26 protein-coding genes and 1 pseudogene are annotated in these 26,718 nt (G+C 68.8%); 2 read left to right on the plus strand and 25 right to left on the minus strand.

Going from position 1 to position 26,718, the window contains the following annotated elements; translation table 11 throughout:
• Nucleotides 1-11 precede the first annotated feature (11 nt).
• The 19 genes and pseudogenes from hydA to CY658_RS31550 form a co-directional block, all read right to left on the minus strand.
• Nucleotides 12-1,439, minus strand: a complete 1,428-nt coding sequence (hydA, locus tag CY658_RS31460) for a dihydropyrimidinase (RefSeq protein WP_101493896.1) — start codon at nucleotides 1,437-1,439, stop codon at nucleotides 12-14.
• A gap of 49 nt (nucleotides 1,440-1,488) precedes the next feature.
• Nucleotides 1,489-2,217, minus strand: a complete 729-nt coding sequence (locus tag CY658_RS31465; RefSeq protein ID WP_101493897.1) for a maleate cis-trans isomerase family protein — start codon at nucleotides 2,215-2,217, stop codon at nucleotides 1,489-1,491.
• Nucleotides 2,218-2,237: 20 nt separating this feature from the next.
• Complete coding sequence (locus CY658_RS31470; protein WP_374221148.1) at nucleotides 2,238-3,563, minus strand: MFS transporter; 1,326 nt, start codon at nucleotides 3,561-3,563, stop codon at nucleotides 2,238-2,240.
• Between the two features lie 218 nt (nucleotides 3,564-3,781).
• Nucleotides 3,782-5,008 carry a pyridoxal-phosphate-dependent aminotransferase family protein gene (locus CY658_RS31475; protein WP_101493898.1) on the minus strand — a complete coding sequence of 409 codons (1,227 nt, stop codon included), beginning with the start codon at nucleotides 5,006-5,008 and terminating at the stop codon, nucleotides 3,782-3,784.
• Between the two features lie 47 nt (nucleotides 5,009-5,055).
• Complete coding sequence (locus CY658_RS31480; RefSeq protein WP_101493899.1) at nucleotides 5,056-5,826, minus strand: fumarylacetoacetate hydrolase family protein; 771 nt, start codon at nucleotides 5,824-5,826, stop codon at nucleotides 5,056-5,058.
• Nucleotides 5,827-5,870: 44 nt separating this feature from the next.
• Nucleotides 5,871-6,665, minus strand: a complete 795-nt coding sequence (locus CY658_RS31485; protein WP_257885040.1) for a 2-keto-4-pentenoate hydratase — start codon at nucleotides 6,663-6,665, stop codon at nucleotides 5,871-5,873.
• Nucleotides 6,641-8,026 carry an amidase gene (locus CY658_RS31490; RefSeq protein WP_101493900.1) on the minus strand — a complete coding sequence of 462 codons (1,386 nt, stop codon included), beginning with the start codon at nucleotides 8,024-8,026 and terminating at the stop codon, nucleotides 6,641-6,643. Before CY658_RS31490 ends, CY658_RS31485 begins: the two co-directional genes overlap by 25 nt.
• 11 nt (nucleotides 8,027-8,037) lie before the next feature.
• Nucleotides 8,038-9,330: a TRAP transporter large permease gene (locus tag CY658_RS31495; protein WP_101493901.1), complete on the minus strand. Its 1,293-nt coding sequence runs from the start codon at nucleotides 9,328-9,330 to the stop codon at nucleotides 8,038-8,040.
• Nucleotides 9,327-9,980: a TRAP transporter small permease subunit gene (locus tag CY658_RS31500; protein WP_101493902.1), complete on the minus strand. Its 654-nt coding sequence runs from the start codon at nucleotides 9,978-9,980 to the stop codon at nucleotides 9,327-9,329. Before CY658_RS31500 ends, CY658_RS31495 begins: the two co-directional genes overlap by 4 nt.
• Complete coding sequence (locus tag CY658_RS31505; protein WP_101493903.1) at nucleotides 9,977-11,032, minus strand: TRAP transporter substrate-binding protein; 1,056 nt, start codon at nucleotides 11,030-11,032, stop codon at nucleotides 9,977-9,979. The genes CY658_RS31500 and CY658_RS31505 overlap by 4 nt, the downstream gene beginning before the upstream one ends.
• 184 nt (nucleotides 11,033-11,216) lie before the next feature.
• Nucleotides 11,217-12,038 carry an IclR family transcriptional regulator gene (locus CY658_RS31510; protein ID WP_101493904.1) on the minus strand — a complete coding sequence of 274 codons (822 nt, stop codon included), beginning with the start codon at nucleotides 12,036-12,038 and terminating at the stop codon, nucleotides 11,217-11,219.
• A 189-nt stretch (nucleotides 12,039-12,227) separates the two neighbouring features.
• The gene (locus tag CY658_RS31515) at nucleotides 12,228-12,542 is read right to left on the minus strand and encodes an NIPSNAP family protein (protein ID WP_101493905.1); all 315 of its coding nucleotides are present in this window, start codon (nucleotides 12,540-12,542) and stop codon (nucleotides 12,228-12,230) included.
• 127 nt (nucleotides 12,543-12,669) lie between these two features.
• Complete coding sequence (locus CY658_RS31520) at nucleotides 12,670-13,305, minus strand: hypothetical protein (RefSeq protein ID WP_101493906.1); 636 nt, start codon at nucleotides 13,303-13,305, stop codon at nucleotides 12,670-12,672.
• A 469-nt stretch (nucleotides 13,306-13,774) separates the two neighbouring features.
• Nucleotides 13,775-17,176 carry an efflux transporter outer membrane subunit gene (locus CY658_RS31525; RefSeq protein ID WP_101493907.1) on the minus strand — a complete coding sequence of 1,134 codons (3,402 nt, stop codon included), beginning with the start codon at nucleotides 17,174-17,176 and terminating at the stop codon, nucleotides 13,775-13,777.
• A complete protein-coding gene (locus CY658_RS31530) occupies nucleotides 17,164-18,486 on the minus strand; it encodes a hypothetical protein (RefSeq protein WP_101493908.1) in 1,323 nt (440 codons plus the stop codon). The genes CY658_RS31525 and CY658_RS31530 overlap by 13 nt, the downstream gene beginning before the upstream one ends.
• A 32-nt stretch (nucleotides 18,487-18,518) precedes the next feature.
• Nucleotides 18,519-19,805 (minus strand): HlyD family efflux transporter periplasmic adaptor subunit, encoded by a 1,287-nt coding sequence (locus CY658_RS31535; protein WP_101493909.1) that lies wholly within the window; start codon nucleotides 19,803-19,805, stop codon nucleotides 18,519-18,521.
• A 490-nt stretch (nucleotides 19,806-20,295) separates the two neighbouring features.
• Entirely contained in the window at nucleotides 20,296-20,544 is a 249-nt protein-coding gene (locus tag CY658_RS31540) for a hypothetical protein (protein ID WP_101493910.1), read from the minus strand.
• 99 nt (nucleotides 20,545-20,643) lie between these two features.
• Nucleotides 20,644-20,865: pseudogene (locus tag CY658_RS31545) on the minus strand (c-type cytochrome); the annotation flags it as partial.
• Between the two features lie 99 nt (nucleotides 20,866-20,964).
• Nucleotides 20,965-21,456: a hemerythrin domain-containing protein gene (locus tag CY658_RS31550; RefSeq protein WP_101493911.1), complete on the minus strand. Its 492-nt coding sequence runs from the start codon at nucleotides 21,454-21,456 to the stop codon at nucleotides 20,965-20,967.
• 295 nt (nucleotides 21,457-21,751) lie between these two features.
• Between CY658_RS31550 and CY658_RS31555 the strand changes: the two genes are divergently transcribed.
• Both CY658_RS31555 and clsB read left to right on the plus strand, forming a co-directional pair.
• The gene (locus tag CY658_RS31555; protein ID WP_101493912.1) at nucleotides 21,752-21,904 is read left to right on the plus strand and encodes a hypothetical protein; all 153 of its coding nucleotides are present in this window, start codon (nucleotides 21,752-21,754) and stop codon (nucleotides 21,902-21,904) included.
• Nucleotides 21,905-21,921: 17 nt separating this feature from the next.
• Nucleotides 21,922-23,118: a cardiolipin synthase ClsB gene (gene clsB / locus CY658_RS31560; RefSeq protein ID WP_101493913.1), complete on the plus strand. Its 1,197-nt coding sequence runs from the start codon at nucleotides 21,922-21,924 to the stop codon at nucleotides 23,116-23,118.
• On the opposite strand, the gene CY658_RS31565 is transcribed toward clsB, so the two are convergent.
• The 6 genes from CY658_RS31565 to CY658_RS31590 form a co-directional block, all read right to left on the minus strand.
• Entirely contained in the window at nucleotides 23,111-23,983 is an 873-nt protein-coding gene (locus CY658_RS31565; protein ID WP_101493914.1) for an SDR family oxidoreductase, read from the minus strand. The two genes, clsB and CY658_RS31565, sit on opposite strands and share 8 nt — an antisense overlap.
• A 44-nt stretch (nucleotides 23,984-24,027) precedes the next feature.
• Nucleotides 24,028-24,684, minus strand: a complete 657-nt coding sequence (locus CY658_RS31570; protein WP_101493915.1) for a cysteine hydrolase family protein — start codon at nucleotides 24,682-24,684, stop codon at nucleotides 24,028-24,030.
• An 11-nt stretch (nucleotides 24,685-24,695) separates the two neighbouring features.
• Entirely contained in the window at nucleotides 24,696-24,926 is a 231-nt protein-coding gene (locus tag CY658_RS31575) for a hypothetical protein (RefSeq protein ID WP_101493916.1), read from the minus strand.
• Nucleotides 24,927-25,049: 123 nt separating this feature from the next.
• Nucleotides 25,050-25,367, minus strand: a complete 318-nt coding sequence (locus CY658_RS31580; RefSeq protein ID WP_101493917.1) for a hypothetical protein — start codon at nucleotides 25,365-25,367, stop codon at nucleotides 25,050-25,052.
• Complete coding sequence (locus tag CY658_RS31585) at nucleotides 25,364-26,326, minus strand: alpha/beta fold hydrolase (RefSeq protein ID WP_101493918.1); 963 nt, start codon at nucleotides 26,324-26,326, stop codon at nucleotides 25,364-25,366. Before CY658_RS31585 ends, CY658_RS31580 begins: the two co-directional genes overlap by 4 nt.
• A complete protein-coding gene (locus CY658_RS31590) occupies nucleotides 26,323-26,520 on the minus strand; it encodes a hypothetical protein (RefSeq protein WP_101493919.1) in 198 nt (65 codons plus the stop codon). Before CY658_RS31590 ends, CY658_RS31585 begins: the two co-directional genes overlap by 4 nt.
• Nucleotides 26,521-26,718: the final 198 nt, after the last annotated feature.

Here is a 26,718-nt window from a genome sequence, read left to right on the forward strand (position 1 = left end):
AGGCGAAAGGCTCAGGCCGGTCGGCGGCTCGGCAGCAAGGTGGGCTCGCCCCGGCGCAGGAATTCTCCGCGTCCGGCGCGCGGATGAAAACGTTCGCCGTCCCACACGACTTCGCCGCGTGCCAGCGTCAGCGCCGGCCAGGCTTTCACCTCGACGCCTTCATACGGCGTGTAGTCGACGTCGTGGTGCAGGTCGGCGTTGCGGATGGCGCGCGGCGTGGTGCCCCAGACCACGAGGTCGGCATCGGCACCGACGGCGATCGTGCCCTTGCGCGGGTGCAGCCCGTAGGCCTTGGCCGGGTTGGTGGACGTCAGCTCGACGAACTTGTTGATGGTGATGCGCCCGTCGAGCACGCCGTGCGAGAACAGCAGCGGCAGCCGCGTCTCGATGCCCGGAATGCCGTTCGGAATGTGGCGGAACGCCACCTCTTCGCCGCCGGGCTTCTTGCCCTCGGGCGCGTCGTAGCGGAACGGCGCGTGGTCCGACGAGAAGATCGTGAAGAGCCCATCGGACAGCCCGTTCCAGATCACCTGCTGGTTCTCGCGGTTGCGCGGCGGCGGGCTGCAGACGCAGCGCGCGCCCTGGTAACTGTCGTCGATGCCCAGGTCTTCAGCAGTCAGGAACAGATACTGCGGGCAGGTTTCTGCGAACACGCTCAGGCCATGCGCGCGCGCCCAGCGGATCTGCTCGACCGCTTCGCGTCCCGACACGTGCACGATCATGATCGGCACGTCGACCAGCTCCGACAGCGCGATGGCGCGGTGGGTCGCCTCGCGCTCGACCAGCATCGGCCGCGAATGCGCGTGAAAGCGCGGCGCGGTGCGCCCGTTGGCTTCGAGCCGCTTGGTGAGCCACTCGATGCAGTCGGCGTTCTCGGCGTGGATCATGGCCATCGCGCCCTGCTCTCTTGCCACCGACAGCACGTCGAGGATCTGGCCGTCGTCCAGCTTCAGATCGTCGTAGGTCATGTAGATCTTGAACGAGGTATAGCCCTCGGCGATGAGCTGCGGCAGCTCATGCTTCAACACTTCTTCGGTCGGGTCGCTCACGATCAGGTGGAAGGCGTGGTCGACGTGGGCGCGGCCCTCGGCGCGCTGGTGGTAGTCCTGCACGGCGGCGCGCAGCGACTGGCCCTTCTGCTGCGCGGCGAACGGGATCACGGTGGTCGTGCCGCCGCAGGCTGCGGCGCGGGTGCCGGTGTCGAAGTCGTCGGCCATGCGCACCGGCGGCTCCATCGGCTGGTCGAGGTGGCAGTGCGCATCGACACCACCCGGCGTCACATAGCGGCCGGCGGCGTCGATCTCCTGCCGACCGGGCGGCAGGCCGAGGCCGAGCTGCACGATGCGGCCGTCGCGGATGCCGATGTCCGAATCGAAGGTGTCGCTGGCGGTGGCAACGCGGGCGTTGCGCACCACAAGATCGAGGTCGCGGAAGGTCATGGTCTTTCTGTGCTTTTCTGTCTTGTCTGTCTGGCGGGATGGATGGGCCTCAGGCCTTCGCGTCGAACAGCCGGCCCCAGCCCTTCACGGCGCTCGGATCGACGCCGACCGTCTTCAGCGCGCGCCAGACCACGGTGGCCACCGAGTCGTAGATGGGGATGCCGAGCTCGCGCTCCATCTCCTCGACCAGCTGCGCACCGCTCAGGTTGGTGCACATGATCGTGATGGCGTCGGGCCGTTGCTGCGCCACTTCGCGCAGCATGCGGCGCAGCGTGTCGGGCTCGACCTCGCTGAAGGCGAAGTTCACCGTCAGGTCGAGGTGCCGCTCGGCCACGCAGTCGATGCCGATGCCCGCGTAGTTGGCGACGATGCGCTGCTGCACGTCGTCGACGTACGGCGACACCAGGCCCAGCGTGCGCGCACCCTGCGCGGCGAGCAGCTCGTTGAGCGCCAGCACCGAGGTGGTCGCCGGAATGCCGGTTGCCTCGGTGATGCGCGCGCACAGCGCCTGGTCTTTCTCGAAGCCGAGCCAGCTGGCCGAGGTGCCGCTCCAGCAGATGGTGTCGACGCGCGCGTCGGCCAGCAGCCGCGCGGCCTCGAGGATCTTGCTGTCGTCGAACTGGTTCAGCGATGCGTCGCGCATCGAGATCTCGGTGACGGTGAAGCGCGAGAAATGCGCCGAGACGCCGGGCACGCCCGCGACCATCGCACTGGTCAGCGGCTCGAGCGCGGTGTTCGACGAAGGCGTGAGCACGCCGATGAGTTTGCGAGGGGTCATGGCAGTCGAGGTGGGTGGCATCAGACCGGCAGCTTCTTGCTGTAGTCGATCAGCATCGTCGAGCAGACGAACAGGCCCGCGCCGGCCGCCGTGAACAGCATGAGCGCCATGAAGTACGAGCCCGTGGCCTGCACGATCAGGCCGACCACGATCGGCACGCCGATGCCCGCCACGTTGCCGCCGAGGTTCATCGTGCCGCCCAGGAAGCCGACCCGGGCACGCGTGCCGAGGATCGAGGGCACGCACCAGAACAGGCCGCACCAGCGCAGGAAGAACAGCGTGACCGACAGCAGCACGACCACGGCGATCGGGTCGGTGATCCGCGTCACCATGAAGATGGCGATGGTCGCGATGATCGACGAGATGCCGAACAGCGTGCGCAGCACCTTGCTCTGCGAGGCGCCGGCGGCCATCCATTTGTCGGCCAGCCAGCCGCCGAACATTTCGCCGACGAAGCCCGAGAAGAACATGATGAACACCGCGCCGCCCATCTGCTTGATGTCGAAGCCGTGCACCTTCGACAGGTAGTTGGGCATCCACGTGAGCAGGCCGTAGAACAGCGCGTTGAAGCACATCCAGCCGAAGAACATGCCCCACACCGAGCGGTAGCGGAAGAAGTCGAGCACACGGCCGCTCGCATTGGCCGATTCCTTGGCGGCGTCGGCGGCGTGGCTGGCCTCGATGTAGCGCGCCTCGGCTTCGTTCACGTCGGGATGCTGGCGCGGATGGTTGCGGATGTAGCGCCAGGCGAAGTAGCCGGCGATGACGGTGCCGACGCCGGCGATGACGAAGGCCAGGCGCCACGAGCCGAGCACAGCGATCAGCGCCGAGATCAGGATCGCGCCCAGCGCCGCACCCAGGGGGGCGCCGCCGTCGAGCAAGGTGGCGCCGCGTCCGCGTTCGGTCTGCGTCATCCAGATGCCGTTGAGCTTGCCGCCCGCGGGATAGATCGGCGCTTCGGCTGCGCCCAGGCCCAGCCGCGTGAGCAGCAAAGGCATCCAGCCCGTGCAGACGGCAGCGATGGCCTGGAAGAAGCCCCAGCCCACGGTGGCGCCGGCAATGACGACGCGCGGGCCGAAGCGGTCGGCCAGCATGCCGCCCGGGATCTGCATCAGCGCATAGGTCCAGAAGAACGAGCTGAGCAGCAGGCCCTGCACGGCCGGGCCGATGTCGAATTCCTTGGCGATCAGCGGCATGGCCACCGAGAGCGAAGCCCGATCGATGTAGTTGATCGAGATCAGGAACAACATCATCAGGAAGATCTTCCAGCGCACCTTGGTGGGCTGGAGCGTGGCATCGGGTGCTGCGGCAGTCGCCTTGGCGCCGTCCGTCATGGTGTTTTGCATCGGTTTGTCTCCTTGCAGTGGCACGGATGCCAGCTTGCAAGGAAACGACCCGGCACGCTGGCGAACTTTGCAGTCGCGGGTCGGGCTGGTCCGGGCCAGTGCACCACCGAGGCTGTGGAGCGGAATTTAGGCTTTGTCGAAATCAACGTCAACAACAATGTCGACAATCTTGTTAACGATAATGGAAAGCACCTAGCCCGCAGCCCCTTCCCGAGGGATCACGCGGCGTGGACGGCCGGTGTTTCCGCAAAGTACGCCATGGCCGCCGCCACCCCGCTGGCGGCCATCGGCACGCCCGCCAGCTTGAAACCCATCTCGACGCCGGTCAAGGCGGCCATGAGTGTCAGGTCGTTGCAGTCGCCCAGGTGGCCGATGCGGAACATGCGGCCTTTGAGCTTGCCCAGGCCCGCGCCCAGCGACAGGTCGAAGCGCTGGTGGATGAGGCGGCGCAGCGCGTCGGCATCGACGCCCGCCGGCGTGATGACGCCGGTCAGCACGGGCGAGTGCACGCGCTCGTCGGCGCACTGCGTCGGCAGGCCCCAGGCCTGCACGGCGGCACGCACGCCGCGGCCCCAGCGCTGGTGGCGCGCGAAGATCACGGGCAGGCCCTGCTCGAGCACCATGTCCAGCGCCTCGCTGAGGCCGTACAGCAGGTTGGTGCTCGGCGTGTAGGGCCAGTAGCCGCCCGCGTTCATCTCGATGATCTCGTCCCAGGCCCAGAAGGCCTTGGGCAGGCGCGCCGTCTTCGCCACTTCGAGCGCCTTGGGCGACACCGCGTTGAAGCTGATGCCCGGCGGCAGCATGAGGCCCTTCTGCGAGCCGCTGATGGTGACGTCCACGCCCCACTCGTCGTGCCGGTAATCGGCGCTCGCGAGCCCCGAGATGGTGTCGACCATCAACAGCGCCGGATGGCCCGCCGCATCGATCGCGCGGCGCACCGACGCGATGTCGGAGGTGACGCCGGTCGAGGTCTCGTTGTGCACCACGCACACGGCCTTGATGTGGTGGGTGGTGTCCTGGCGCAGGCGCTGCTCGATGAGGTCGGCCTGCACGCCGTGGCGCCAGCTGCGCGGCAGGCCGGTTTCGTCGCTGCCTTCGAGCGCGAGGAACTCGGGCTCCAGCCCGAGCCGGCGCGCCATCTTCTGCCACAGCGTCGCGAAATGGCCGGTCTCGAACATCAGCACGTGGTCGCCGGGGCTCATCACATTGACGAGCGCGGCCTCCCACGCGCCGGTGCCCGACGCGGGATACACGACGACCGGGTGCCGGGTCTGGAACACCTGCTGCAGCCCGCTGATGACCTTCTTGCCCAGCGTGGCGAACTCGGGCCCGCGGTGGTCGATGGTCGGCAGGCTGATGGCCCGCAGGATGCGGTCGGGCACGGGGCTGGGGCCCGGAATCTGCAGGAAGTGGCGGCCGCTGGGGTGGTTGTCGAGGGCGATCATGGTGTTGTCTCCGTTCTGTGTTCTGGATGGGTGGATGAAAGAAAGGTCTAGAGCTGCACCGACGCGTGGCCGATGCCCGGGAATTCAGCGGTGACAAGGTCGCCCTCGCCCGCTTCGAGAATGCCGACCCACGTGCCGGTCGTGACCACCGTGCCGGCCGCGACGGTCTCGCCGTGGCGCGTGGCGTGGCGCAGCCACACGGGCAGCAGCCACGCGGGGTCGCCGAGCGAATGCGTGCCGCGGCGCATCACGGTCGCGCGCGTTCCGATGCGCACCTCGCACGCTTGCGCGGCCCAGTCGCGGGCCACGAACGGCACCCATTCGCCGAGCACCAGCGCGCCGTGCGATTGCAGGTCGGCCAGCTTGCACAGCGCGGGCGCGTCGATGGCCTCTTGCCAGCGAGAGTCGACGATCTCGATCGAGACCGTCATCGCATCGACCAGGGCGCGTGCGCCGTCGACAGCCAGCGTCAATGCCAACGCCGCATCGACATCGCGCCCGATCCGCAGCGCGATCTCGGCCTCGATGCCGCGGATGTGGAACGGCCAGTCGCGCGCCGTTGCCGGGCTGGTCCACACGCCGCGCGGCGGCAGCGGTGCATGGGTCAGCACCGCATCGCGCGACGCGCCGCCGGCTTTCCAGTACCGGGGCGGCGCAGTGCCGAACCAGCCGAACGCCTGCGCCACCTGCTGCTGCACGGCGTAGGCATCGTCCGCCTGTGTGAGCAGGTCGGCCATCGACGCCGCGGGACACGTGACGTGTGCGCCGCGCGCACGCACCAGCGCCTCGGCCACAGCGTCGATTCTTGAAAGGGACATAGCGGTTGCCTCCAGTGATCTCGGAAAAAACAAACAGGAAAAATTCAGAAGCTCGCGCGCAATGGCGCGAGCCCCTTCACCTCCACCCGCACGGCCGTGCCCTGCGAGGCGAACAACATGCCGGTGCACGAACCGGTCGTCACGACCTGGCCCGCGCGCAGGCCCTGGCCCCGGGCCGCGCCCTGGTTGGCCAGCCACACGAGCAGCGCACCGACGTCGGGGTGCGTGTGCTCCCCGACCGTGTGGGCGACAACCTGCTCGTCGAAATGCATCACGACCTCGGTCTGCGCCAGGTCGAGCCACGCGCGCTCGAAAGGCACGGGCTCGCCGAGCACCAGGCCGCCGTGGCACAGCAGGTCGGCCAGCAGCGCCGAGGGGCTGGCGTCGAGCCAGTCGATCAGGCGGGTTTCCGCCACCTCGATCACGGGCAGCACCGCCGCGATGGCACCGGCGACCTCGTCGCGCGTGTAGGGCGCCGCGCGCGGCGGCAGGTCGGTGCCGAGGCGGAACGCGAGCTCGGCCTCGACACCGCGCAGATGCCATGCGCCGCCGACCAGCGACGCGCCGCCGGGCACCAGCCCTTCGGCCGGCAGCGGCGCGCACACGGGCTCGCGGCCCGGCGCGCTCGCACCGACCTTCCAGCCGCCGACAGTGCCGAGCGCCGCCAGCGTCGCATCCTGGATGGCATAGGCCGTGTGCCGGTCGTGCAGCGGCAGCAGCGACGACATCACGCGCCGGCCGTCGCGCCGCGCGCGGCACAGCGCCTGCGCGGCTTCGGCCGGCAAGAGCTGCGGTGCGACGGCCTCGGCCAGCGTCACAACACGGGGAAGCGCTGCCACGGATGGGCCTGTTCGAACGAGCGCGCGAGCGCGAGCAAGGCGTCGTCCGCCCCTTCGCGCGCCACGAGCTGCACGCCGACCGGCAGCTGTCCCGCAAAGCCGCACGGCAGCGCGATGGCAGGCAGGCCGACGGCGTTCGCGAAGCCGGCGAACACCGCATGGCCGCGCGGGCCGACCTCGCGCCCGTCGATGCGCGTCGGATGCGTCTCGCTGGCCGGCCAGGGCAACGCAGCCGCGGCGGGCGTGAGCAGGAAGTCGTAGCGATCAAACAGCTGCGCGAGCGTGTTGCGCAAGCGCTCGGCCTCGTACAGCAGCTCGAACAGCTCCGACGCGCTGGCCTTGCGGCCGTTCTCGGCATTGGCCTGCATCGCGGGGCCGAACAGCGACGGATCGAAAGGCCGGTTCGACAGCTCCTGCGGATGCGCCACCAGCCAGGCCAGCCCGACCTGCGCCAGCAGCGGCCAGCGCTGGTTGACGGCTTCGACGAGGCCGAAGTCCTGCGCTGTCGTGACCTCGTGGCCGAGTGCAGCCATGTGCCGCGCGGTCGCTTCGGTCAGCGCCGCGATCTGCGGATCGACCGGGTGATCGCCGAAGCGCGGAATGAAGAGAATGCGCGCGCGCTGCGGGCCCGCGCCCTCCTCCACCGGCCGGTCGCCGATCACCTGCATCACCGCCGCCACGTCGGCCACGCTGCGCGCGATCGGGCCCGCAACCTCGAAGCCCAGAAAGATCGGCGGCAGCCCGTCGCCACGCGGCACGCGTCCGCGCGAAGGCTTGAACCCGACGAGGTTGGTGTGCGAGGCCGGCCGGCGGATCGAGCCCCCGCCATCGGTGCCCAGCGCGATCGGGCAGCCACCCGCGGCCACCAGCGCCACCGCGCCGCCCGACGAACCGCCGGGCGTGAGCCTCGGGTCCCACGGGTTGCCGGTGGGGCCGAACACCGGGTTGTCGGTGTAGCCCTGCATCGTGAACTCGGGCACGTTGGTCTTGCCGAAGATCACGGCGCCGGCCTCGCGCAGCTTCGCCACCGGCAGCTCGTCGCGCGTGGCCACCACGCCGGCCAGCGCGCGGCTGCCCCAGTGCGTCGGCAGGCCGCGCACCTGCAGGTTGTCCTTGATGGTGACGGGCACGCCGTCGAGCGCGCCCAGCGCCCGGCCGTTGCGCCAGCGCGCCGTGCTTTGCTCGGCCGCGTGCGTGGCGCCTTCGCTGTCGAGCGTGATGAGCGCGTTGAGCCGCGGGTTGACCTCGGCGCTGCGCTGCAGGCAGGCATGCAGCGCGTCGGTCGGCGTGAACGCCGCATCGCGATAGCCGGCCGCGAGCTGCGCCGCATCGAGTTGCCAGAGCGGTGTGGTGCTGTGCATTGCTGCGTGCCTCACATGTGCGCCGGCAGCCACGTCACCAGCTGCGGCACGGCCATCAGCAGCAGCGTGAACAGGATCATGATCAGCGCGTACGGCAGCGCACCCCAGATCGCGTCCTGGATGCCGCCCTTGTCGGGACGGATGCCATGCACCACGAACAGGTTCATGCCCACCGGCGGCGTGATCAGGCCCAGCTCGCACATCAGCACGATGAAGATGCCGAACCAGATCGGGTCGACGCCCACAGCAATCGCGATCGGATAGGTGATCGGGATCGTCGCCACCTGCATCGACAGCACGTCCATGAACATGCCCAGGATCAGGTAGAACACGATGAGCGCCAGGATCAGCCCCGTGGCCGACAGACCCTGGCTCGCGACCCACTTCGTCATCGACTCGGCCACGCCCGTGAGGCTCACCGTCAGGTTGAGGATGAAGGCGGCCACGACGATCAGCAGGATCATCCCGCTCACGCGCGCCGTCGAGATGAAGCAGTTGCGCAGCAGCTCCCAGTTGAGCTTGCCCGACTGCCAGACGAAGCCCAGCGCCGCGAGCACGCCCAGCGCCGCGCTCTCGGCCGCCGTGGCGATGCCGAAGTACAGGCTCCCCATCACGATGCCGAACACCACCGCCGGCGGCACCAGGTGCACCAGCACGCGCAGCCGCTCGCGCATCGGCACCTTGGGCTCGCGCATCGCGTTGCCGCTGGCCAGGCTCGACACGGCAATCCAGACCATGAAGCTCAGCGTGAGCAGCAGGCCCGGGATGATGCCTGCGACGAACAGCTTGCCGATCGAGTTGTTGGTGAGCGAGCCGTACACGATCATGTTCACGCTCGGCGGGATCAGGATGCCCAGCGTGCCGCCCGCGGCCAGGCTGCCCAGCGACGCGCGCATCGGGTAGCCGCGCCGCTGCAGCGACGGCAGCGCCACCGTGCCGACCGTGGCCGCGGTGGCCACCGACGAGCCCGAGGTGGCCGCAAACAGCGCGCAGCTGCCGATGTTCGTGTGCAGCAGCCCGCCCGGCAGGCGGCCCAGCCACGCCGACAGCGCGATGTACATGCGGTCGGCAATGCCCGAGCGCAGCAGCAGCTCGCCCAGCAGCACGAACAGCGGCACCGACGTGAGCAGGCTCTCGTTCTGCACGCCCCACACGACCGGCGCGATCGAGTCCATGAAGGGCGCGCCGTAGGCGGCAATGCCGCCGATGATGCCGATGGCCGCCATCGACACCGCGATCGGCAAGCCGAGCAGCATCAACGCGAGCATCGCGAAGAATGCGAATCCGATCAGGGCGATGTTCATGGTGCGGCTCCTTCGGCGTGCTGCCGTGCCTTGAGGTCGTCGAGTTCTTCCTTCAGCTCTTCCTTCGCGCTCTTGGGATGGAAGTCGCTGTTCAGCGTCCGGATGTCGCCGCTGGCCAGCAGCCGCGTCGCGCGCCAGGCCAGCGCGCAGGCCACCAACGCGAAGATCACCAGGCCCGCGTACCACACGCCTTGCGGAATGATCAGCGGCGTGGCCCACGGCGTCTGCGCGGTGCTGCGGTAGGCCGTCGTGTCCTGGATCACCTTGAACGCGACCCAGGCGATGAACAGCGCGAACACCGCCAGCGAGACGATCGAGAGCCAGTTCAGCAGCGCCTGCACGCGCGGCGGAAACTTGTCGTGGAACACGTCCACGCGGATGTGGTTGCGCCCCAGCAGCGACAGGCTGAAGGCCAGCGTCGAGCCGACTGCCAGCGCGTAGCCGCCCAGCTCGTCCGCGCCCTGCAGCGAGACGTTGAACAGCTTGCGCGAGATCGTCTCGATGGCGACGATGAACGCCAGCCCCAGGAAGATCGCGCCGAAGGCCGTGGCCAGCACGGTCTCCATGCGGGCCCTGAAGTCGGCGCGCCGAGTGTGCGCAGAGGCGGCCTGGGCCGGTTGCCGGTCGCGGGTCATGGCGGCGCTGTTCATTGCAGGCCCAGCACCGGTGCCACCGTCGCCTGCCAGGTCTTCAGGCAGGTCGGGTTCGACTTGTTGCACACCTCGGCCCACACCGGCAGCGACACCTTGGTGACGGCGCCGCGCAGCAGCTCGGTGTCGGCGGGCGCGACGGGCACGTCGATCAGCTTGAACTTCTTGCCGGTGGTGCACGGGTCCTTGCCGGCGTTGCAGTTCAGCGCGTCCTTGAAGAGCTCTTCGGAGTACTTCCACATGTCGTCGCTCAGCGTGTCGAAGGCCTGCTTCATCTTGACCTTGGCCTCAGGCGCCAGTGCGTTCCACGACTTCATGGTCATGCCGTAGCCGTTCAGGGCCATCTGGAAGCCGATCGGCATCTGGTGCGTCGTCACCTCCGGCCAGCCGGCCGAGTTGGCCGAGCTGGGCCCGGTGATGGCGCAATCGACCACGCCCAGCGACAGCGACTGGTGCGTGTCGGCGAACGACACCGGCACCGGCGTGCCGCCCACCATCTCGATGAACTTGGCCAGGTTCTGGTCGTACACGCGGACCTTCAGGCCCTTGATGTCGGCCAGCTTGGCGATCGGCTTCTTGCAGAAAAGAATCTGCGGGCCGAAGGGCCACACGGCCAGCAGCTTCACGCCGAACTGCGCCTGCAGGCGCGCATCGACCGTGTCGAAGTAGGCCTTGGCCACCTTGCGGCCCGTGGCGTAGTCGGGCGCCGCGCCCACCAGGTCCAGGCCGAGGATCGTGGGCTCGTCGCGCGAGTTCTGCGACACGCGCAGCGAGACGAGGTCGAACAGGCCCGCCTTCATCACGCGCAGCTGCTCGGTGTCCTTGATGCCCAGCGTGTCGATGGGCTTGTAGTCGACATCGATCGGCAACCCGGTGCGGGCCGCGAAGTTCTCGAAGAAGGGCTGCTCCTTGTTCTTCTGGAGCAGGCCGGTGGCCAGCGGCTGGCCGATGGCTTTCATCTTGATGCGGTCTTGCGCGTGGGCCGCGGGCAACGCGAGCACCACGGCCAAGGCAACTGTGGCGAATGACTTGAAGCGAAGGTGAAACGGCATGAAAACTCCAGCAGAGGTGGGTAGGAGGGAACGGGGCGACATCGAAAGAAAGACGTGCCATTGAATCCCGCAGCGGCGCAGCGCAGCGGACTATCCCGCTGCGCGGGACAGCCGAAAAAACTGGTTTGGAATCAAGCACTTGGCGCGTTGCGCCAGTGGAAGACGCGCCGAAGACGAGGGGCCTTCAGCGACCGCCGTAAGCGGCAGTGATCTCGTCGGCGGCGGCGCGCACGGTGGCGCCCAGGTGCAGGAAGTCGGTGCTCTTGATGCGCTGCGTCGGGCCGACCAGCGAGATCGCGCCGAAGGGCTGGCCATGCTCGTCGCGGATGGCCGCGGCAATGCAGCGCAGGCCGACCGCGTTCTGCTCGTCGTCGATCGCATGGCCCGCGCGGCGCACCTCGCCCAGCGTTTCATGCAGCCGCGAGGCGCGCGCGATCGTGTTGTTCGTGAGCTTGGGCAGGCCGTAGGTGCGCAGGTACTGCAACACATCGTCCTCGGACATCGCCGCCAGGATCGCCTGCCCCATCGCGGTGCCATGCAATGGCGCACGGAAGCCCGGCTTGCCGATAGCGCGCATGAGTTCGCGGCTCTCGACCTGCGTGACGAACACGATGTCGCCCAAGTCGGCAATGCCCAGGTTGATGCTCTCGCCCGTGCTGTCGCGCAGCCGGCGCATCACCGGCAGCGCCAGGTGCGCGATGCGGCGGCGCCGCCCGAAGGCCGCGCCCACCGAGAAGCAGCGCACACCCACGTACCAGAGGTTCGTCTCGCGATCGAACTGCACGAAGCGCCGCTGCTCCAGCGTGGTGAGCAGCCGGTGCGCGGTCGACGACGACAGCCCCGTGTGCGCCGCGATGTCGACCAGCCGGAAGCCTTCGTCGTCCTCGGCAAGGAGTTCGAGCAACTGCATGGCGCGCGTGAGCGACTGCACGGTGCTGTCGTTGTCGCGGTCGATGCGGGTGACTTTGGGGGTCTTGGTGGAGGTGCGCGGCGAGCTGGCAGTCATGGCGGGCGTTGTGCAAATTGCGTGCCATCCGGCCTGCCCGTCCGGCACGCCATCCGGTCGCCGATGGTCTGCGACAACGCGCGCGTCAAAAACAGTGTTTACACTGATGTCGACATTTCAATGCAACCCCGCCACGATGGGCCGCCGCGCGCCGCCTGCAAGGGGCGGCCATGGCAGCGGTGGCTGGCCTTACGCCAGGGGCAATTCGCGCATGAGGTTGCTGCGCACCCACGTGAACGCGCCCGAAGCGAGGTTGCTGGCCTGCCAGCGGCGGAATTCGGGGTCGGCGGACAACAGGTCCGTGACCTTGGCATACGCCGTCGCGTTCTCGAACTGCACGGTCAGGACATAGTTGCCCAGTTCGCCTGCCGCCACGCTCCAGAACTGCGGGTTCGACGCGCCATGTTTTTTCCAGAGCGCCGCGCCCGCCTTCACGGCGTCGATGACGGCCCCGAGATCGGCGCCGGAATTGGGTCGCAGAACATATCGCGCTTCGTAGGCCATGGAAGTCTCCTTCGTCACCGCAAGAGACCGACATTGAAGCACCGGGGCGCGCGCGGGGCAAACGGCATGTGTGGCGCCCGCCGCTGCGCGCTGCCCCGGCCCGCGCGAAGCGGGCTTTTGCGGGCTGCTACTGCCCCAGCACCATCACCGAGGAGTAGTACTTGTAGCGGGTGTCGATGGGCGTCGCCTTCACATCGATCGAGCCGCCCAACGCGCCCGCAGTGACGGTGCCGATCACGCTCTTGTCGGTCTGCGAGGTGACCGACAAGGCCCTGTCGGTGCCGGCCGAGCCGACCGTCCACGTCACGGGAATGTTGGATTCCACTTCGACGGTGACACCCGCCGCGGCCACGAACTGCAGGGTCTGTCCGGAGGTCACGCTGGTGAAGCCGTTGTAGCCCGTCACCGGCACGCCGTTGATCTTCGCCCTGAGCGTGACATCGGGCTGGAACTCGAGGTTGTACGGAAACTCACCGCCCGTGACCTGGTACTCGGAGGCACACGCCGCATCCTTGCAGAGCTTCAGCTGCAGCTTGCCGGCGTACACGCCCGGCGTCGTCTGCACCTTCGGCGTGAGGAACACGGAGTAGGCGCCGTCCGCGCCCCGGGTCACCGCGAGGTTTCCGTACTGCGTGCTGAGCACCTGCTGCGCATCGACGATGACGGGGTACACGGTGCCACTCAGTTCGCGACTGAGCCGGGCCTTGACGAGCACCGGTGTCGGTGCGGCGTAGTTGCTGCCCGAGATGAACAGGCCGCTCAACGACCCCTCGAACGTGACCGCGACCGGCGCTTCACCTGGCGCGGCGGGGTCCGGAGAAGCCGGGACACCCGGCGCAGGCGTCCCCGTTCCCAACCCCAGGGGTGCCACGCCACCACCACCGCCGCCTCCACCACCTCCCCCGCAGGCGGCAATCGACAGGGCAAGGCAAGCCAGAAGGGCCGCAGGCCCTCCACGTTTGATCAGCATTTGAACTCCTCGGTTTTTTTATTTGCGCCTGCCGCACAGAGCGGCGGGCGTTCTGTGGGATGTCACTCCCGGAAACAATCTTCTCAGAAATGCGTGACGCGCATCGGACCGAGCCGCGGCGACGGCGGCGACGCCCCCGAGGTCTAAAGGGCTGTCGGCTACGCCACCGAGACGTTGCCCTCCTTGACCAGCCCGGCGAACTTGCAGCAGTCACCAGGAAAACTCGCGCCGGTCTGAGCGCAGGCGCGAGGTCTCGCCCGCCCTACGCGCTGCCCCAGCCCCCGCCGAGCGCCTTGTACAGGTTCACGGTGTTCACCGCCGCCTTCAACTGCAGTTCGATGAGCTGCTGCTGCCCGGTGTACAGCTCGCGCTGCGCATCCTGGCTCGAGAAGTAGTCTTCCATGCCGCTGCGATAACGCGTGCGCGAGATGCCGGCCACCTTCTCGAGCACCTGAACGCGCGCCTGTTGCGCCTCCAGCTGCGGTTGCAGGTGGTCGCCGGCGATCAGCGCGTGGGCCACCTCGCGAAAAGCCACCTGCGCCGCGGATTCGTACCCGGCCATCGCGGCGGCCAGCCGCTCCTGGTTGGCGCTGACATTGGCGGAGCGCCGGCCCCAGTCGAAGATCGGCAGCGACACGCCCAGCACGCCGGCCCAGCTGCTGTTGCTGCTGGCGAGCAAGGTCGACAGCTCCTTGCTGACACCGCCGGCCAGCGCCGTGAGCGAGATGGTCGGCAGCATGGCGGCCTTGGCCGCGCCCACGCCCGCGTTGGCGGCCTCGACGCGCGCATACGCCGCGAGCAGGTCCGGCCGGCGCTGCAGCAGGCTGGACGGCAACCCGGCCGCGACCTGCGCCGTCGAGTTCTCCGGCCAGGGCCGTGCGGTGCCCGTCTCGGGCGGCACGGGGCGGCCCACCAGCACGTTGAGCCATTGCAGGTCCTGCGCGACACGCATGCGGTATTCCTCCTGCCGCACGCGCGCGTTCTGCAGCAGCGACTGCACCCGGTACACGTCGAGCTGCGCGGCGCCGCCGACGGCGCGGGCGCGACCGATCATGTCGGCATTGGCGTTCAGCGCGGCCTCGTTGGCCATGGCCAGGGCGAGTAAGGCGCGGTCGGCGCGCAGCGTGAGGTAGGCGTTCGACACCTCGCCCACCAGGTTCATGCGCGCGGCGGCGTGGTCCTTGTCGCCGGCCTCGGCGAGCGCGCCGCTTTGTTGCGCGGCGCTTTGCTGGCGGCCGAAAAAGTCCAGCTCGTACGACATCACGCCCGCCTGGATGTCGAAGCTGTTCGACACGCGCCCGTCCGACGGCAGGTTGCCGACCGGGCTGAGCGAGCCCTGCGGCGTGGTCTGCGCCCGCTGGCCGTGCGCCGACAGGCCCACCTGCGGGAACAGCGAGGCGCGGCTGCCGGCATAGGTGGCGCGCGCCTCGCGGGCCTTCGCGGCATAGACGCGCAGGTCGCGGTTGTTGTCAAGCGCCGTGGCGATCAGGCCGCGCAGCTCCTCGTCCTGCACGAAGCTGCGCCAGTCCACGGGCTGCGCGCTGGGCGCCGTGGCGCCAGCCGGCCATTGCGTCGGCACCGTGAGGTCGGGCTCCTTGAGCGGCGGCGTGAGGTTGCAGCCGGTCGTCACCAGCACGATGCACACGGCCAGCACCGCGAGGAGCAGGCGCAGCGACAGGCGCGCAAAGCCCGCGCCCGGGGCGCGAATCCCCGCGCTCGCCATCAGGGCCGACGCCGCCTGCCAGGGCCGTACCTGCACCGCCACATGGCTCGGCGGCACGTTGAAGACGTGACGTACCAGGTGTTCGCGCTGCGCCTCGGTGGCAGCAAACTTCAACTCGGCGCCCGCCCTGCCGCGCGCGGCGAGGTGGGCCGACAGCCAGCCGATGGGCTCGACATGCACCTCCAGCGGCTGCCCGACGCGCAGGCGCTTCAGCAGGCCCCGGCCTTCGAGCAGTGCGCCGTCGGTCGCGATGTTGACGAAGCGCGACTCGCCCTCGCCCGCCGCCGTGCGCACCCGTGTCAGTGCGCGCCAGGGAAAGCGCTCTTCCTGCTGCGGGCGCGGCAGGTCGACGCAGGCCATGAGCGCGCCCAGGCACAGCACCAGCGCGATGCCGGTCCACACGAGGTTGAGCTGGTCGCCCGGCGTCAGCGCCGCGCCGCTCAGCGCCGCCATCGCGGCCGCGCCCTGCAGCGCGACGAGCAGGCCGCCGAAGACGCCCACCAGCTTCCAGTGCACCACCGTGCGCGAGCGATCGAGCCCCTTGGCCGTCACCTTGAACGGATGGCCGAAGGGCTTGAGCATCGCGCGGGCCAGCGTGCCGCTCACGGCCATCGCCGCCACCAGCTGGCTCACCTCGCTGAACACGGGCAGGCAGCGCCGCTGGCTGATCCAGTAGCTGTAGGCCCAGAACATCATGAGCGACGGCAGGCCGTAGGCCGCAAAGGCCTGCGGCGTGGCATGGAAGGCCGAGACGCCGGCATACCAGTACAGCGCCGGCGCCAGCAGGATCAGCACCATGAACGGCTTGCCCAGCCAGTGCAGCAGCCCGTGCACGAAGTGCAGCCGCGCCGGCAGGCTGTAGCCCCGGCCGAGCAAGGGCCCGTTGGGCAGCAGCGCGAGCTGCACGGTGCCCAGGCACCAGCGGCTGCGCTGGTTGATGTAGTCGACGATGCTTTCAGCCGACAAGCCGTTCGACAGCCGCTCGCCCAGCCAGCGCGTGATGCGGCCCCGGCGCAGCAGCAGGTAGGTGGTGTGGATGTCCTCGCACACGCTGCCGACCGGGAACCCGCCGGCCTCGGTGATCGCGTCGCGCCGCACGATGAACGAGGTGCCCACGCAGAAGGCGGAATCGACCGCGTCCTTCGCGGGCTGCAGCACGTCGAAGAACACGCGCTGCTCGTCGACCCAGCTGTCGGTGGCGCGCAGGTTGTGCTGGATGGGGTCGGCGTTGTAATAGAACTGCGGCGTCTGCACGAGCCCCACGCGCTGGTCCTCGAACAGGCCGAGCATGCGATAGACGATCTGGCGCTGCGGCGCGAAGTCGGCGTCGAGCACGAGGATGAACGGCGCATCGGTCACGCCCGCGGACAGGCGCAGGCCGTTGTTGAGGTTGCCGGCCTTGGCGTAGCTGTTGTCGGGCCGCCGCGCGTAGTGCACGCCGCGGCGCTCGCAGTAGTCGCGCAACCAGTCGCGCCGCGTGTCGTCGAGCACCCAGACGTTCAGCCGCGGGTAGTCGATGGCCTGCGCGGCGATGATGGTTTTCTCGAGCACGGCCAGCTCTTCGTTGTAGGTGCAGATGAAGACATCGACGGCCGGCACGTCGTCACCACGAGCGCGCAATGCGGCCTCGCCCCGGTCGGCCTGCGCGCGGTTGTCGCGGCGCCGCATGAGCATGTGGATCGACATCAGCGTGTAGACGATGGCCGTCAGCTCGAAGCACAGGAACACCCACGCGAACAGGGTTTCAAAGCCCAGGTCCGACGGCGGCATCGTCGCCACGATGCGCCAGACGGCGTAGCGCAACAGCAGCAGCGCCGTCAGCGCGCCGAACAGCACGCGGTGGGACATACGCTCGACTTTGGCCCAGGTCATGAGGAGCAAGGCAAGCCCCCCGACCAGTGCGTTGAGCTGGAATTCCGGAGTGGCGATCAGGCTGGACATGATGGAACGGCTCCTGAGGCAGTGGTCTTGCCGGTGAAGGGGTTGAAGCCCGTGGCGGCCAGGGCGATCCAGGCGGTCGCGCCGAGGTGCGGCCAGCGGTAGTAAAAGAAATCGGCACCGGTCGAATCGGGGCCGATGGCCAGGCCGGTGGAGATGCGCGCGCTCGGCGTCGCGTAGTACAGGCCGTTGCCGGCGCGCTGCGAAGCGAGCAGCTGCCACAGCGCCTCGGGCGCCGCACCCTTGCGCGCCACCAGCGTGGCAGCGGCCTGCGCACTGCCTTCGGTCCAGATGCCGTCGGGCTCGCGCGAGAAACCGTAGCCCGCGCCGGAGCGGTGGTGCTTCTCCACCCAGTCGAGGCTGCGACCCCACGCACACGAGCCCTCGGGCGCCGCGAGCAAGGGCCACAGCTGCGCGTCGAGGCCGGAGCCTTCGGTGGAGACGGTGGCGCCGTCCTCCTTGGTGCCGATGTGGAAGCGCTGTTCCGACGGGTTCCACATGCGGCCCACGAAATCGAGTGCGGTGCGCGCCTGTCGTTGCTCCGCCGCGTCGGGCTGGCCATCGGCCCGCGCCGCGCGCGCGGCCCATGCGGCGGCCATCGCGATGTCCAGGTTGTGCTCGGTGGACTTCCAGGTCTGCGCGCGCTGGGCGTTGTCCCAGCCGTGGCGCCCGCCGTTGTAGCCGTCGGGGCCGTTCTTGGCGCGCGTGTTCTGCTCGGTCCAGGCCAGCAGCCGACGCGCGGTCGCCAGGTAGGCGGGCGTCGGTTCGGCCTGGTGCAGGTTCAGCAGCAGCAGCGCGGCCCAGGCCACGTTGCCGGTGGCGGTGCTGACCTGGTAGGCGTCGGCGATCCACTGCTTGCGCCCGGCGTCCCAGCGGCCGGGCAGCGCGGGCTTTTCCTCGGTGACCGGCCCCGCGCGGTAGGCGTTGCGCACGCGGCCGTCGGGCATGGTCTGGTCGTGCGCCACGGCACGCACCACGGCATCGCCGATGCGCCGGGCGGCAGCGCGGTCGCCGCACGCCAGCAGCGCGATGCCGGCCAGCGCGTTGTCGTAGGTGAAGCCGGCGCCCGCCAGCGCGGGCTCGAACGGCGGCTCGCCGGGCGCATTCGCCGGGCGGTAGCTGGTCAGGAACAGCGGCCCCGAGGCCGCGCTGCCCTGGTCTTGTGCGACCGCACGCCGCAGCCCGTCGCAGCTGTCGCGTGCAAGGGCCTGCTGCGTGGCGCCGGGCGAAGGCGCAGCAGCAGCGACGCCAGCGAGCGCCATCGATGCGGCGGCGCACCGTGCCAAGGCGCGGAAAGAAGGAGGAATCGACATGGCGTTCTCAGTGGGCTGCGCAACATGTCCGCTCATGCTTTGGCCAAGCTGGCCGACACCACCTTGCCCGGCACGCACAAGGTCTGGCGGCTCCCGTCTGCGGACTGCGGCGGCTCGGCCGCCTCGATGCGCGCCACGGCGTAGATGGAGCCCTGCTCGGCAAAGGGGAAGGGCACGCTGTACGTGCTCTGCAGCGCATCCGAGGCCACGGGCAGCAGCTGCTCGACGCGCGCCGGCACCGCGACGTTTTCCGCCACCTTCACGTCGAGCATCGAGCCGACGCTCAGGCGCTTGGCCAGCCGCGCGGGAAACACGGCGACGACGCCGATCCGACTGCAGTCGGTCACGCGCACCAGCGACGCACCCGCGGTGACGTACGCGCCCTCGGGCGTCAGCACCGTGTGCACCATGCCGGGCTGGGTCGCCTTCACCTCGTAGGCTGCGAGCTTGTCGACGCGGCGGCGCTCTTCTTCCTCGAGCTGCGAGATCTCCTTGAGCTGCTTGTAGATCGCGGTGCCGTCCTGGCGTGCGCGGTCGGTGCTGTTGCGCAGCGCTTCGCGCCGGCTGGCGAGCGTCTGGAACATGCTGTTGCCGCCGGTGCCCACGAAGGCGCCCTGCCCTGCGCTCGCCACGGTCTGCGCCTGCCCCGCGAAGGCCTGCTCGGCCACCGCCGCGGCGGCGCGCGCGGTGCTCAACTGGGCCTCGGCCGCGTTCATCACCTGTTCGCTGATGGCGCCCTCTTTCAGCAGCGCTTCGTTGGTGCGCACCTTGTTCTCCTGCTCGGCCACCATGCTGTGTGCCACGTCGCGCTGGCGCTGCGCGATTTCCCACGCATCCCAGGTCTGCGCCAGCGAGGCCTGCCGTGTCACCTGCGCCTGCTGGCCGATGGAGCGCATCTCCTGGCTGTCGGTCTTGTACTGGTTGCCCAGCTGCGCCATCTGGCTCTGCAAGCCGAGGCGCTGCGTGGTCAGCGTGGTGAGGATCTCCTGGCTGACGGTCGGGTTGCGCACCGTGGCCACCAGCGTGCCGGGCGCTACCGCGTTGCCCGAGCGCACCGCCATCTGCGTCACCACACCGTTGATCGGCGAGGTGACGATGCCGACCGGCGCCTGCAGCACGGCCCGCGTGGCCTGCGAGGACATCAGCGGCTCAACCAGCGTGGCGACCATGAGCCACAGCACGAAGGCCAGCAGCACATAGCCCGCCAGCTTGGGAACGAGGGCGCCTCGCTGGCGCCGGCCGCGCCCGGCACGCGCATGCGGCCTGGCGGGCTGTCGGCCCGGTTTCGATGGAGAAGAATTGGATCTGAGCACTCGCATAGCCACCTCTTGAAAACGTCGATGGCCTGCCATGTCCGGCATGCCCTCAGATGAAGAAAAAAGTCTTGACGCACCCCTGCCCGATCGCAGGTCCGCGCCTTCGATTTCTCGTGCTGCGGTGCAATAAAGTTACGCCCAAAGCGCGGCGCGAGCTGCTTCCGGGAGAAACAATATGTGCGAACTTCACATCTACTTTTCGACCCCGGACCGGGCGAAGTCCTACATTGGTTTTGCTGCGTCGGGGGGTTGACACGGGCGGGAGGTGTCGGCACGCCGGAACGCCGCGGAATCGCGTTTGTCTCGGGAGACCGCAGGCGCGGCGGAACGCGCGAGCCGATGAAGCCATCCGCCGGCGCGTGGCGCCAAAAACGCGGCGTGTGCGCCGCGATCAACAGGCCGTAACGATATTGCCGCGAATGGTCACAGCCGCCGCCAGAACGTGTGGCGGGCGCGCATCAGCGCTTGCCATGCCCGCGACAGCAGCGTGGGCTCAACACGGCGGCGCCGTCCCCAGGCGTTGCCGCACGGCCCATTCCTGGATGAAATACTCCGCGCGAAACTTCAGTCGCTCGAGCGCGACTTCACGGCTGGGCTGCTGGGCAATGACGAGCACGCACCGCTGGGCGGGACCCTCGCGCAGTTCTGCCTTGCCCGCGTAGGCGCCCTCGGCGGTCTGCTGGAGTTCGAGCCAGCAACTCCAGCCTTCAGGCAGACCCAGGTTCGCAAGGGCAGCGGTCATGGCACTTCCAGAATAGTTCGCCGCCGGGCGTTACTCAAATGCCGGGGCATTGACCCTGCCAGTCGTGGGTCGGGGGTCGTGGCCGAGTGGCCTGGCCGTTCAATCCAGCGTCGCAAGGTAGGCCGCGATGTCGCGCGCGTCCGCTTCGCTCATGCCCATCTCGGGCATGAGCGAAGCGGATCTACGGTGAGTGTGGCGCAGCCATCGCACCATGTGTTCGGGCGTGTTGGCGAGCTTCCCGACGATGATGTCGCGCCGCGCGATACTGGCCAGCGACGGTCCCCCGTGCGGCGACGGGCCCGTGACGCCGGGGATGACGTGGCACGCATTGCAGGCTTACTGCGACAGCGCCCGCTGGCCACGCCGGACGCTGTCGTGGATGCTGTCGTTGGCGCGCGCTCCCCTCGACAGCACGCGGCCTCAGGCCACCGCGCCGAGTTCTTCCATGAGTTCTTCCTTGCGCTGCGCCAGCTGCTCGCGCATGGCCACGAGGTCAAGGCCGCGCGCGGCACGTGCCTTCACGAAGATCTCGTTGCGCTCTTCCTTCACGTGATGGTCGATGTACTCGCCCAGCACGATCACCTTGGCGTCGAACTTCTCGTCGATGTCGGTGGCGTCCAGGATCTGCGCGATGAGTTCCTTGGCGCTGGCGTGTTCCACCTCGGCTTCGTCGAGCAGGTCGGTCTCCTTGATGGCCTGGCGCAGCGCGGGGTAGAAGATTTCTTCCTCGATCTGCGTGTGGACCTTGAGCTCCATGCAGATCTCGTTGGCCAGCTCGCGCTTCTTCTGCGCGGTGGAGGCGGCGTGCGACTCGACCAGTTCGCCGTACGCCTTGAACATCTTCTTCACGTGGCGGTGGTCGGTGTCGAGAAAGCTGCAGGCATCGGGATCATTGCGTCGGGTCGTGGGCATCGTGGGGCTCCTTGGGTTGAAGGAATGATGAAAGGAACGGAGATCGCACGATGAAACGGCCGCAAGAAAAACGACGTAGGAAAGCTCCGTACCCGCATGGCGGCGCACGGCGCAGGCCGCAACAACTCGCAACAGCGGTGCCTGCCGCGTCCGCCACGTCCGACCCGCAGCCGGTGCGCGGCCTGACACCGTGGCGATGCCGGCGCGCTAGCGTTGAACCGACCCCACGGCGCCGACGAAGAAGAAAGAAGTTCGGCGCCATCCGTTCAACGAACCCTGCGAAAGGAGCTTTCCGATGATCCGCAAACTCGCTTCCGGCCAGTACCGCCTCTATGCCCGCAAGGTCGATCCGCAGACGGGCAAGCGCCGCAACCTGGGCACCTTCGATTCGCGCGAAGACGCCCAGCGACACGAGCGCGAGGTGCAGTACTTCAAGCATCACCACTGAACCACGGGGCGCCCGACATGAAGCGCTCGGACTGGACGCACGGCAACGCGGCGCGCCTGCTGGAGAACGGCGACGCGTTCTTTCCACGCGTCTTCGAAGCCCTGGGCCAGGCCCGGCACGTGGCTTTGCTGGAGACCTTCATCCTTGAGGAAGACAAGGTGGGCAACGCCCTGTGCGACGCGCTGTGCGCCTGCGCGGGGCGCGGCGTGCGCACGGTGCTCACCATCGACGGTTTCGGCTCGCCCGGGCTCTCGGAGCGCTTCCTCGGCCGGCTCACCGGCGCCGGCGTGCAGGTGCGCATCTTCGACCCCGGCCGCTCCCTGTTCGGCCAGCGGCTGAACCTGCTGCGGCGCATGCACCGCAAGCTCGTGGTGGTGGACGACGCCGTGGCCTTCGTGGGCGGCATCAACTTCTGCGCCGACCAGATGCTGGACTTCGGCGAGATGGCCAAGCAGGACTACGCGGTGGAACTGCAGGGGCCGATCGTCGCGCGGATTCGCGCGTTCATGGCGCGCACGGCGGACATCGACAGCAGCGCCGGCTCACCCCGTTCAGCCGCCGGCACCGCCGCCGTGCTGTTCGCGGCCCGCGACGACAAGGCCTCGCCCGACGGCATCGAGAAGATCTACCGGGAGGCCATTCGCACCGCACGCTCGCGCGTGTGCATCGCCAATGCCTACTTCTTTCCGGGCTACCGGCTCTTTCGCGACCTGTGCCGCGCGGCCGGGCGCGGCGTGGAGGTGAAGCTGTTCCTGCAGGGCATGCCCGACATGAAATCGGTGCGCTTTGCCGCGCGCCTGCTCTACGGCCACCTGCTGCGCGCGGGCGTCGAGGTGCATGAATACTGCGCCCGCCCGATGCACGGCAAGATCGCGATCGTGGACGACGGCTGGGCCACCGTCGGCTCGAGCAACCTCGACCCGTTGAGCCTGGCGCTCAACATGGAAGCCAACGTGGTCGTGGTCAGCCGGTCGTTCAATGCCGAAGTGGCCGCGCGGCTCGCGACACTGGAAACCCACTGCGAGCCCGTGCGCCGGGACACGCTGCCGCTGTGGAACCGATGGCCGCCGCTGGGCAGCTTCCTCGTCTTTCATGTGCTGCGCTGGGTGTCGCGCGTGGGCGCGTGGCTGCCGCGCCGGCGGCAGCGCGTGAAGGCCCTGGGCGACGGCGCCGGCCACCGCCCTCCTCACAGCAGCCCACCGCCGCTCAGATGAAGGGCACGCCGCCCGTCACGGCCACCGTCGCGCCCGAGATGTAGCTCGCCTGGTCGGAGGCCAGCAGCACGTACACCGCCTGCAACTCGGCCGGCTGACCGGGGCGCTTCATCGGCGTCTGCAGGCCGAAGTTCTTCACGCGGTCGGGCGGCAGCGTCGACGGAATCAGCGGCGTCCAGAACGGACCTGGCGCCACGCAGTTCACGCGGATGCCCTTTTCGGCCAGCAGCTGCGCCATGCCGCCCGACAGGTTCTGGATCGCGCCCTTGGTTGCGGCATAGGCCACGAGCGTGGCGTTGGGCTTGTCGGCGTTGACCGAGGCGGTACTGATGATTGCGCTGCCGGGCTTCATGTGCGCGACCGCAGCCTTGCACAGGAAGAAGTTCGCATACACGTTGGTGCGGAAGGTGCGGTCGAATTCTTCTGCCGTGATCTCGTCGAGGTTCTTGTGCGACATCTGGAACGCGGCGTTGTTCACGAGCACGTCGAGCCGACCGAAGCGCGCCATGGCGGTGTCGACCAGACGCACGCAATGCGCCTCCTCGCAGATGTCGCCCGGCACGGCCACGCAGGTGCGTCCGGTCTCCTCGACGAGCCGCACGGTGAACTGCGCATCGTCTTCCTCCTGCGGCAGGTACGAGATGAGCACATGGGCGCCCTCGCGCGCGAACGCGAGCGCCACGGCGCGGCCGATGCCGCTGTCTCCGCCGGTGATGAGCGCGGCCTTGTCCTTGAGCTTGCCGGAGCCGACATAGGAGGTCTCGCCGAAATCGGGACGCGGGTCCATGGCCGACTCCAGGCCCGGGGGCGTCTGTTCGGGGGTGTCGAAAGGCGGCCGGGGCCCGGCCTGCATGGGGTGTGTCATCGAAGGCTCCATTCATTCAACAGGAAGAAGGTGGGTAGCAAGGCTCATGGTCGGCCCCGCCCTTTTGCCCCTTTTTCGGCAGGCAGGCGGATGCGCGACCCCGGCGTGGTCGCGATGTCGAAGGTCAACTCGCACTGCGCGAGAAAGATCGCCTGGCGGCGCGCGGTCTGCGTGCCGATGCAGTCGCGCGGCAGCAGCACCTCGAGCTGGTGCATGCGCGCGTCGGTGGCGGTGCTGAGCACGCACTGGTCGCTGGCAACGCCCGTCACGATCAACCGCCGGATGCCCAGCACTCCCAGCAGTTGCGCCAGCGGCGTGGCAACAAACGCCGACTGCTGCGGCTTGAGCACGAAGTAGTCGTCGGCCTCCGGCAGGAGCTGGGCGGTGATGCGGGCCCCGGCCGCGCCGTTGCCCATCGACAGCTCGACCTGCGCGGCGAAATCGGAGCGCCACCGGCCGCGGTTGTCGTTCGCGTAGATCACCGGCACGCCCCGCGCCTTGCACCGCCGCCGCAGCGCCGCGATGCGCGGTGCGACGGCCAGCGCCGCAGGAAGCAGCTTGTCGGCGTCCGGAAAATCCCAGGCGCTGATCATGTCGACGATGAGCAGGCCCGTCGCCCCGTTGGCGGTTTCGACCGCCAGCGAAGAAGCCTTCGAGGGCTGACTGTCAGTTGCACCACCCGGTTCGCGCGCCGCAGCCATGCACGGCGACCTTACTTCGAGGGGGTGTCCGAGGTGGCCGGTGGCGCGTTTTGCGGCGCTTGCTGTTGCACCGCAGGCGGCGTGCCTTCGTGCGCCGGGCCTTCGCCGCGCCGATCGATCGCATAGAAAAACAGCAGCGCGCCGATGAACACCAACAGCGCGACGCCCGCGCCGTAGACGAACAGGTTCGAATTCTCCCGGTCGTCGTTCCTGGCTTGCCGTCTTGCAGAGCTTCTGTTCATGGCGTGTTTCCTTTCTTCGGCACCTGGAAAAGTGCATGCGCTAGGTGTCGCGCCATCGGCCGGGCCGCCGCATCGGTGGCCGCAGCAACGCGGTGTAGGAAAGCTCCGTTTTCTGGCCGGCTTCTAGGCGAACGTGTTGACGACGATGCGCAGCACCTCGACCCGCTCGGGCAGTTCGATCAGAAACTCCGGGTCGCGCGGCAGGTGGTGCACGACGTTCGGGTCGCCCCCGGTGAACGCGCTCATCGCGGCCACGTCAGGCCAGTAGGAGGTGGTGACGAACTCGGTCTCGGTGGCGCGGTCTTCGCGAAACAGCTGCACCGCGAGCGCCGTCTTGAGCAGCGGCGGAATGCCTTCCACCTGCAGATAGCGCTCGTAGGCGTCGGCGCGGTCCCGCGCGACGCGCCCGCGCCAGATGCGGGCAATCGTGGCGGTGCTCATACCGGCACGCCTTCGATCATCTTGTCCGGTGCAGCCCCGGAAGTGGGCAGGTGCCGCCCCAGGAAATCGCGCAGCCGCGGCACCACCTCGGCCAGGTGCGTCTCGAGCAGCCAGTGGCCGCCATCGTCGAACGCGTGGAACTCCGCATGGGGCAGATCGCGCAGGTAGGCACGCCCGGCCTCGATCGGCATGTAGCCGTCCTGCGGGCCCCACAGGATCAGCGTCGGCGGGCGGTAGGTGCGCAGGTACTCCTGGTAGCGGGGAAACCACCGCAGGTTCTCCTTCAACCCCCTCATGAGACCGAGCGCCACGCCGCGCCGGGCGGGCGTGTCCATCAACGCCCAGTGCAGCCGCCAGAGATCGGGCGCGAGCCGCGGCGCCACGCGCGGCGACACCTCGCCGATGAACTCTTCACGAAAGCCTTCTTCGCTCACGGCGCCCGCCAGCACCGCGAGATGCGCCGGGCTCGGGTCGTTCCAGTACGCCTTGATGGCCGCGTACTTCGGCCCCAGCGTGTCTTCGTAGATGTCGCCGTTCTGGATGATCAGCGCCGTGATCCGCCCCGACCGCCGCATCGCATGGCGCAGGCCGATCTGCGACCCGTAGTCGTGCAGGTACAGCGCGTAACGGCGCAGCGCGAGCGCGGCGGTGAAGCGATCGAGAAAGTCGGCGTAGCCGTCGAAATCGAAGGCGAAGCCTTCATCGGGCGTGCCGCTGTAGCCGAAGCCCGGAAAATCGGGCGCCACCACGCGCCAGCGGTCGGCCAACGCCGGCATCAGCGCGCGGAACTGGAACGAAGAACAGGGGTAGCCATGCGGCAGCAGCAGCACAGGGGCGCCCACCGGACCGGCCGCGCGGTAGAACACCTCGACGTCGTCGATCTGCACCGTGCGGTGCGTCACCGCCGTCGTGCCGGTGGTGGATGCCGCAGCAGAAGGCGCCTCTGTCGGCGCGCTCATGGCATCGAGCCGCCCCCCCGGCGGGACTGATGCTGGTTGCCGCTGCCGACCTGGCTTTCGCGGTCATGGCGGCTTTCGGGTGTGCGGCGCGGCTCGTTGCGCGGCGTGAGGGGTTGGTTGCCGGCCTTGTTGTGTTCGGTGTCGCGACCATCGTCGTCGGTCGCGTCGTTCTTTCGGGGGTTGGGATTCACCATGTCGACTCCTTGAAATCGTGAGACATACAAAGGAAGAGGCTTCTTTTTCGTCCCGTGCCGGAGGCGCGAATGTGGGAGGAGACCGACCCCGGATGTCGTCCTGGCCGCGCGGGCAAAGCGGCGCGCGCCCGCTGCGGGTACCGCGCTCCACATACTGCCACGTACTGCCATGTACTGCGTTTCCTACGCCGCAGGTCG

Origin of the sequence: Variovorax sp. RO1 (assembly GCF_002849325.1) — a bacterium.
GTDB lineage: Bacteria > Pseudomonadota > Gammaproteobacteria > Burkholderiales > Burkholderiaceae_C > Variovorax.

Bases quoted from the DNA above. Each gene is read 5' to 3' on its own strand.
- CY658_RS31540 (WP_101493910.1), bottom strand. From the start codon at position 20,544: ATGACCGCTGCCCTTGCGAACCTGGGTCTGCCTGAAGGCTGGAGTTGC.
- CY658_RS31480 (WP_101493899.1), bottom strand. From the start codon at position 5,826: ATGTCCCTTTCAAGAATCGACGCTGTGGCCGAGGCGCTGGTGCGTGCG.
- CY658_RS31525 (WP_101493907.1), bottom strand. From the start codon at position 17,176: ATGTCCAGCCTGATCGCCACTCCGGAATTCCAGCTCAACGCACTGGTC.
- CY658_RS31555 (WP_101493912.1), top strand. From the start codon at position 21,752: ATGATCCGCAAACTCGCTTCCGGCCAGTACCGCCTCTATGCCCGCAAG.
- CY658_RS31515 (WP_101493905.1), bottom strand. From the start codon at position 12,542: ATGGCCTACGAAGCGCGATATGTTCTGCGACCCAATTCCGGCGCCGAT.
- CY658_RS31565 (WP_101493914.1), bottom strand. From the start codon at position 23,983: ATGACACACCCCATGCAGGCCGGGCCCCGGCCGCCTTTCGACACCCCC.
- CY658_RS31500 (WP_101493902.1), bottom strand. From the start codon at position 9,980: ATGAACAGCGCCGCCATGACCCGCGACCGGCAACCGGCCCAGGCCGCC.
- CY658_RS31550 (WP_101493911.1), bottom strand. From the start codon at position 21,456: ATGCCCACGACCCGACGCAATGATCCCGATGCCTGCAGCTTTCTCGAC.
- CY658_RS31495 (WP_101493901.1), bottom strand. From the start codon at position 9,330: ATGAACATCGCCCTGATCGGATTCGCATTCTTCGCGATGCTCGCGTTG.
- CY658_RS31465 (WP_101493897.1), bottom strand. From the start codon at position 2,217: ATGACCCCTCGCAAACTCATCGGCGTGCTCACGCCTTCGTCGAACACC.
- CY658_RS31535 (WP_101493909.1), bottom strand. From the start codon at position 19,805: ATGCGAGTGCTCAGATCCAATTCTTCTCCATCGAAACCGGGCCGACAG.
- CY658_RS31475 (WP_101493898.1), bottom strand. From the start codon at position 5,008: ATGATCGCCCTCGACAACCACCCCAGCGGCCGCCACTTCCTGCAGATT.
- clsB (WP_101493913.1), top strand. From the start codon at position 21,922: ATGAAGCGCTCGGACTGGACGCACGGCAACGCGGCGCGCCTGCTGGAG.
- CY658_RS31585 (WP_101493918.1), bottom strand. From the start codon at position 26,326: ATGAGCGCGCCGACAGAGGCGCCTTCTGCTGCGGCATCCACCACCGGC.
- CY658_RS31510 (WP_101493904.1), bottom strand. From the start codon at position 12,038: ATGACTGCCAGCTCGCCGCGCACCTCCACCAAGACCCCCAAAGTCACC.
- CY658_RS31580 (WP_101493917.1), bottom strand. From the start codon at position 25,367: ATGAGCACCGCCACGATTGCCCGCATCTGGCGCGGGCGCGTCGCGCGG.
- CY658_RS31490 (WP_101493900.1), bottom strand. From the start codon at position 8,026: ATGCACAGCACCACACCGCTCTGGCAACTCGATGCGGCGCAGCTCGCG.
- CY658_RS31530 (WP_101493908.1), bottom strand. From the start codon at position 18,486: ATGTCGATTCCTCCTTCTTTCCGCGCCTTGGCACGGTGCGCCGCCGCA.
- CY658_RS31470 (WP_374221148.1), bottom strand. From the start codon at position 3,563: ATGCAAAACACCATGACGGACGGCGCCAAGGCGACTGCCGCAGCACCC.
- CY658_RS31575 (WP_101493916.1), bottom strand. From the start codon at position 24,926: ATGAACAGAAGCTCTGCAAGACGGCAAGCCAGGAACGACGACCGGGAG.
- CY658_RS31505 (WP_101493903.1), bottom strand. From the start codon at position 11,032: ATGCCGTTTCACCTTCGCTTCAAGTCATTCGCCACAGTTGCCTTGGCC.
- CY658_RS31590 (WP_101493919.1), bottom strand. From the start codon at position 26,520: ATGGTGAATCCCAACCCCCGAAAGAACGACGCGACCGACGACGATGGT.
- CY658_RS31570 (WP_101493915.1), bottom strand. From the start codon at position 24,684: ATGGCTGCGGCGCGCGAACCGGGTGGTGCAACTGACAGTCAGCCCTCG.
- hydA (WP_101493896.1), bottom strand. From the start codon at position 1,439: ATGACCTTCCGCGACCTCGATCTTGTGGTGCGCAACGCCCGCGTTGCC.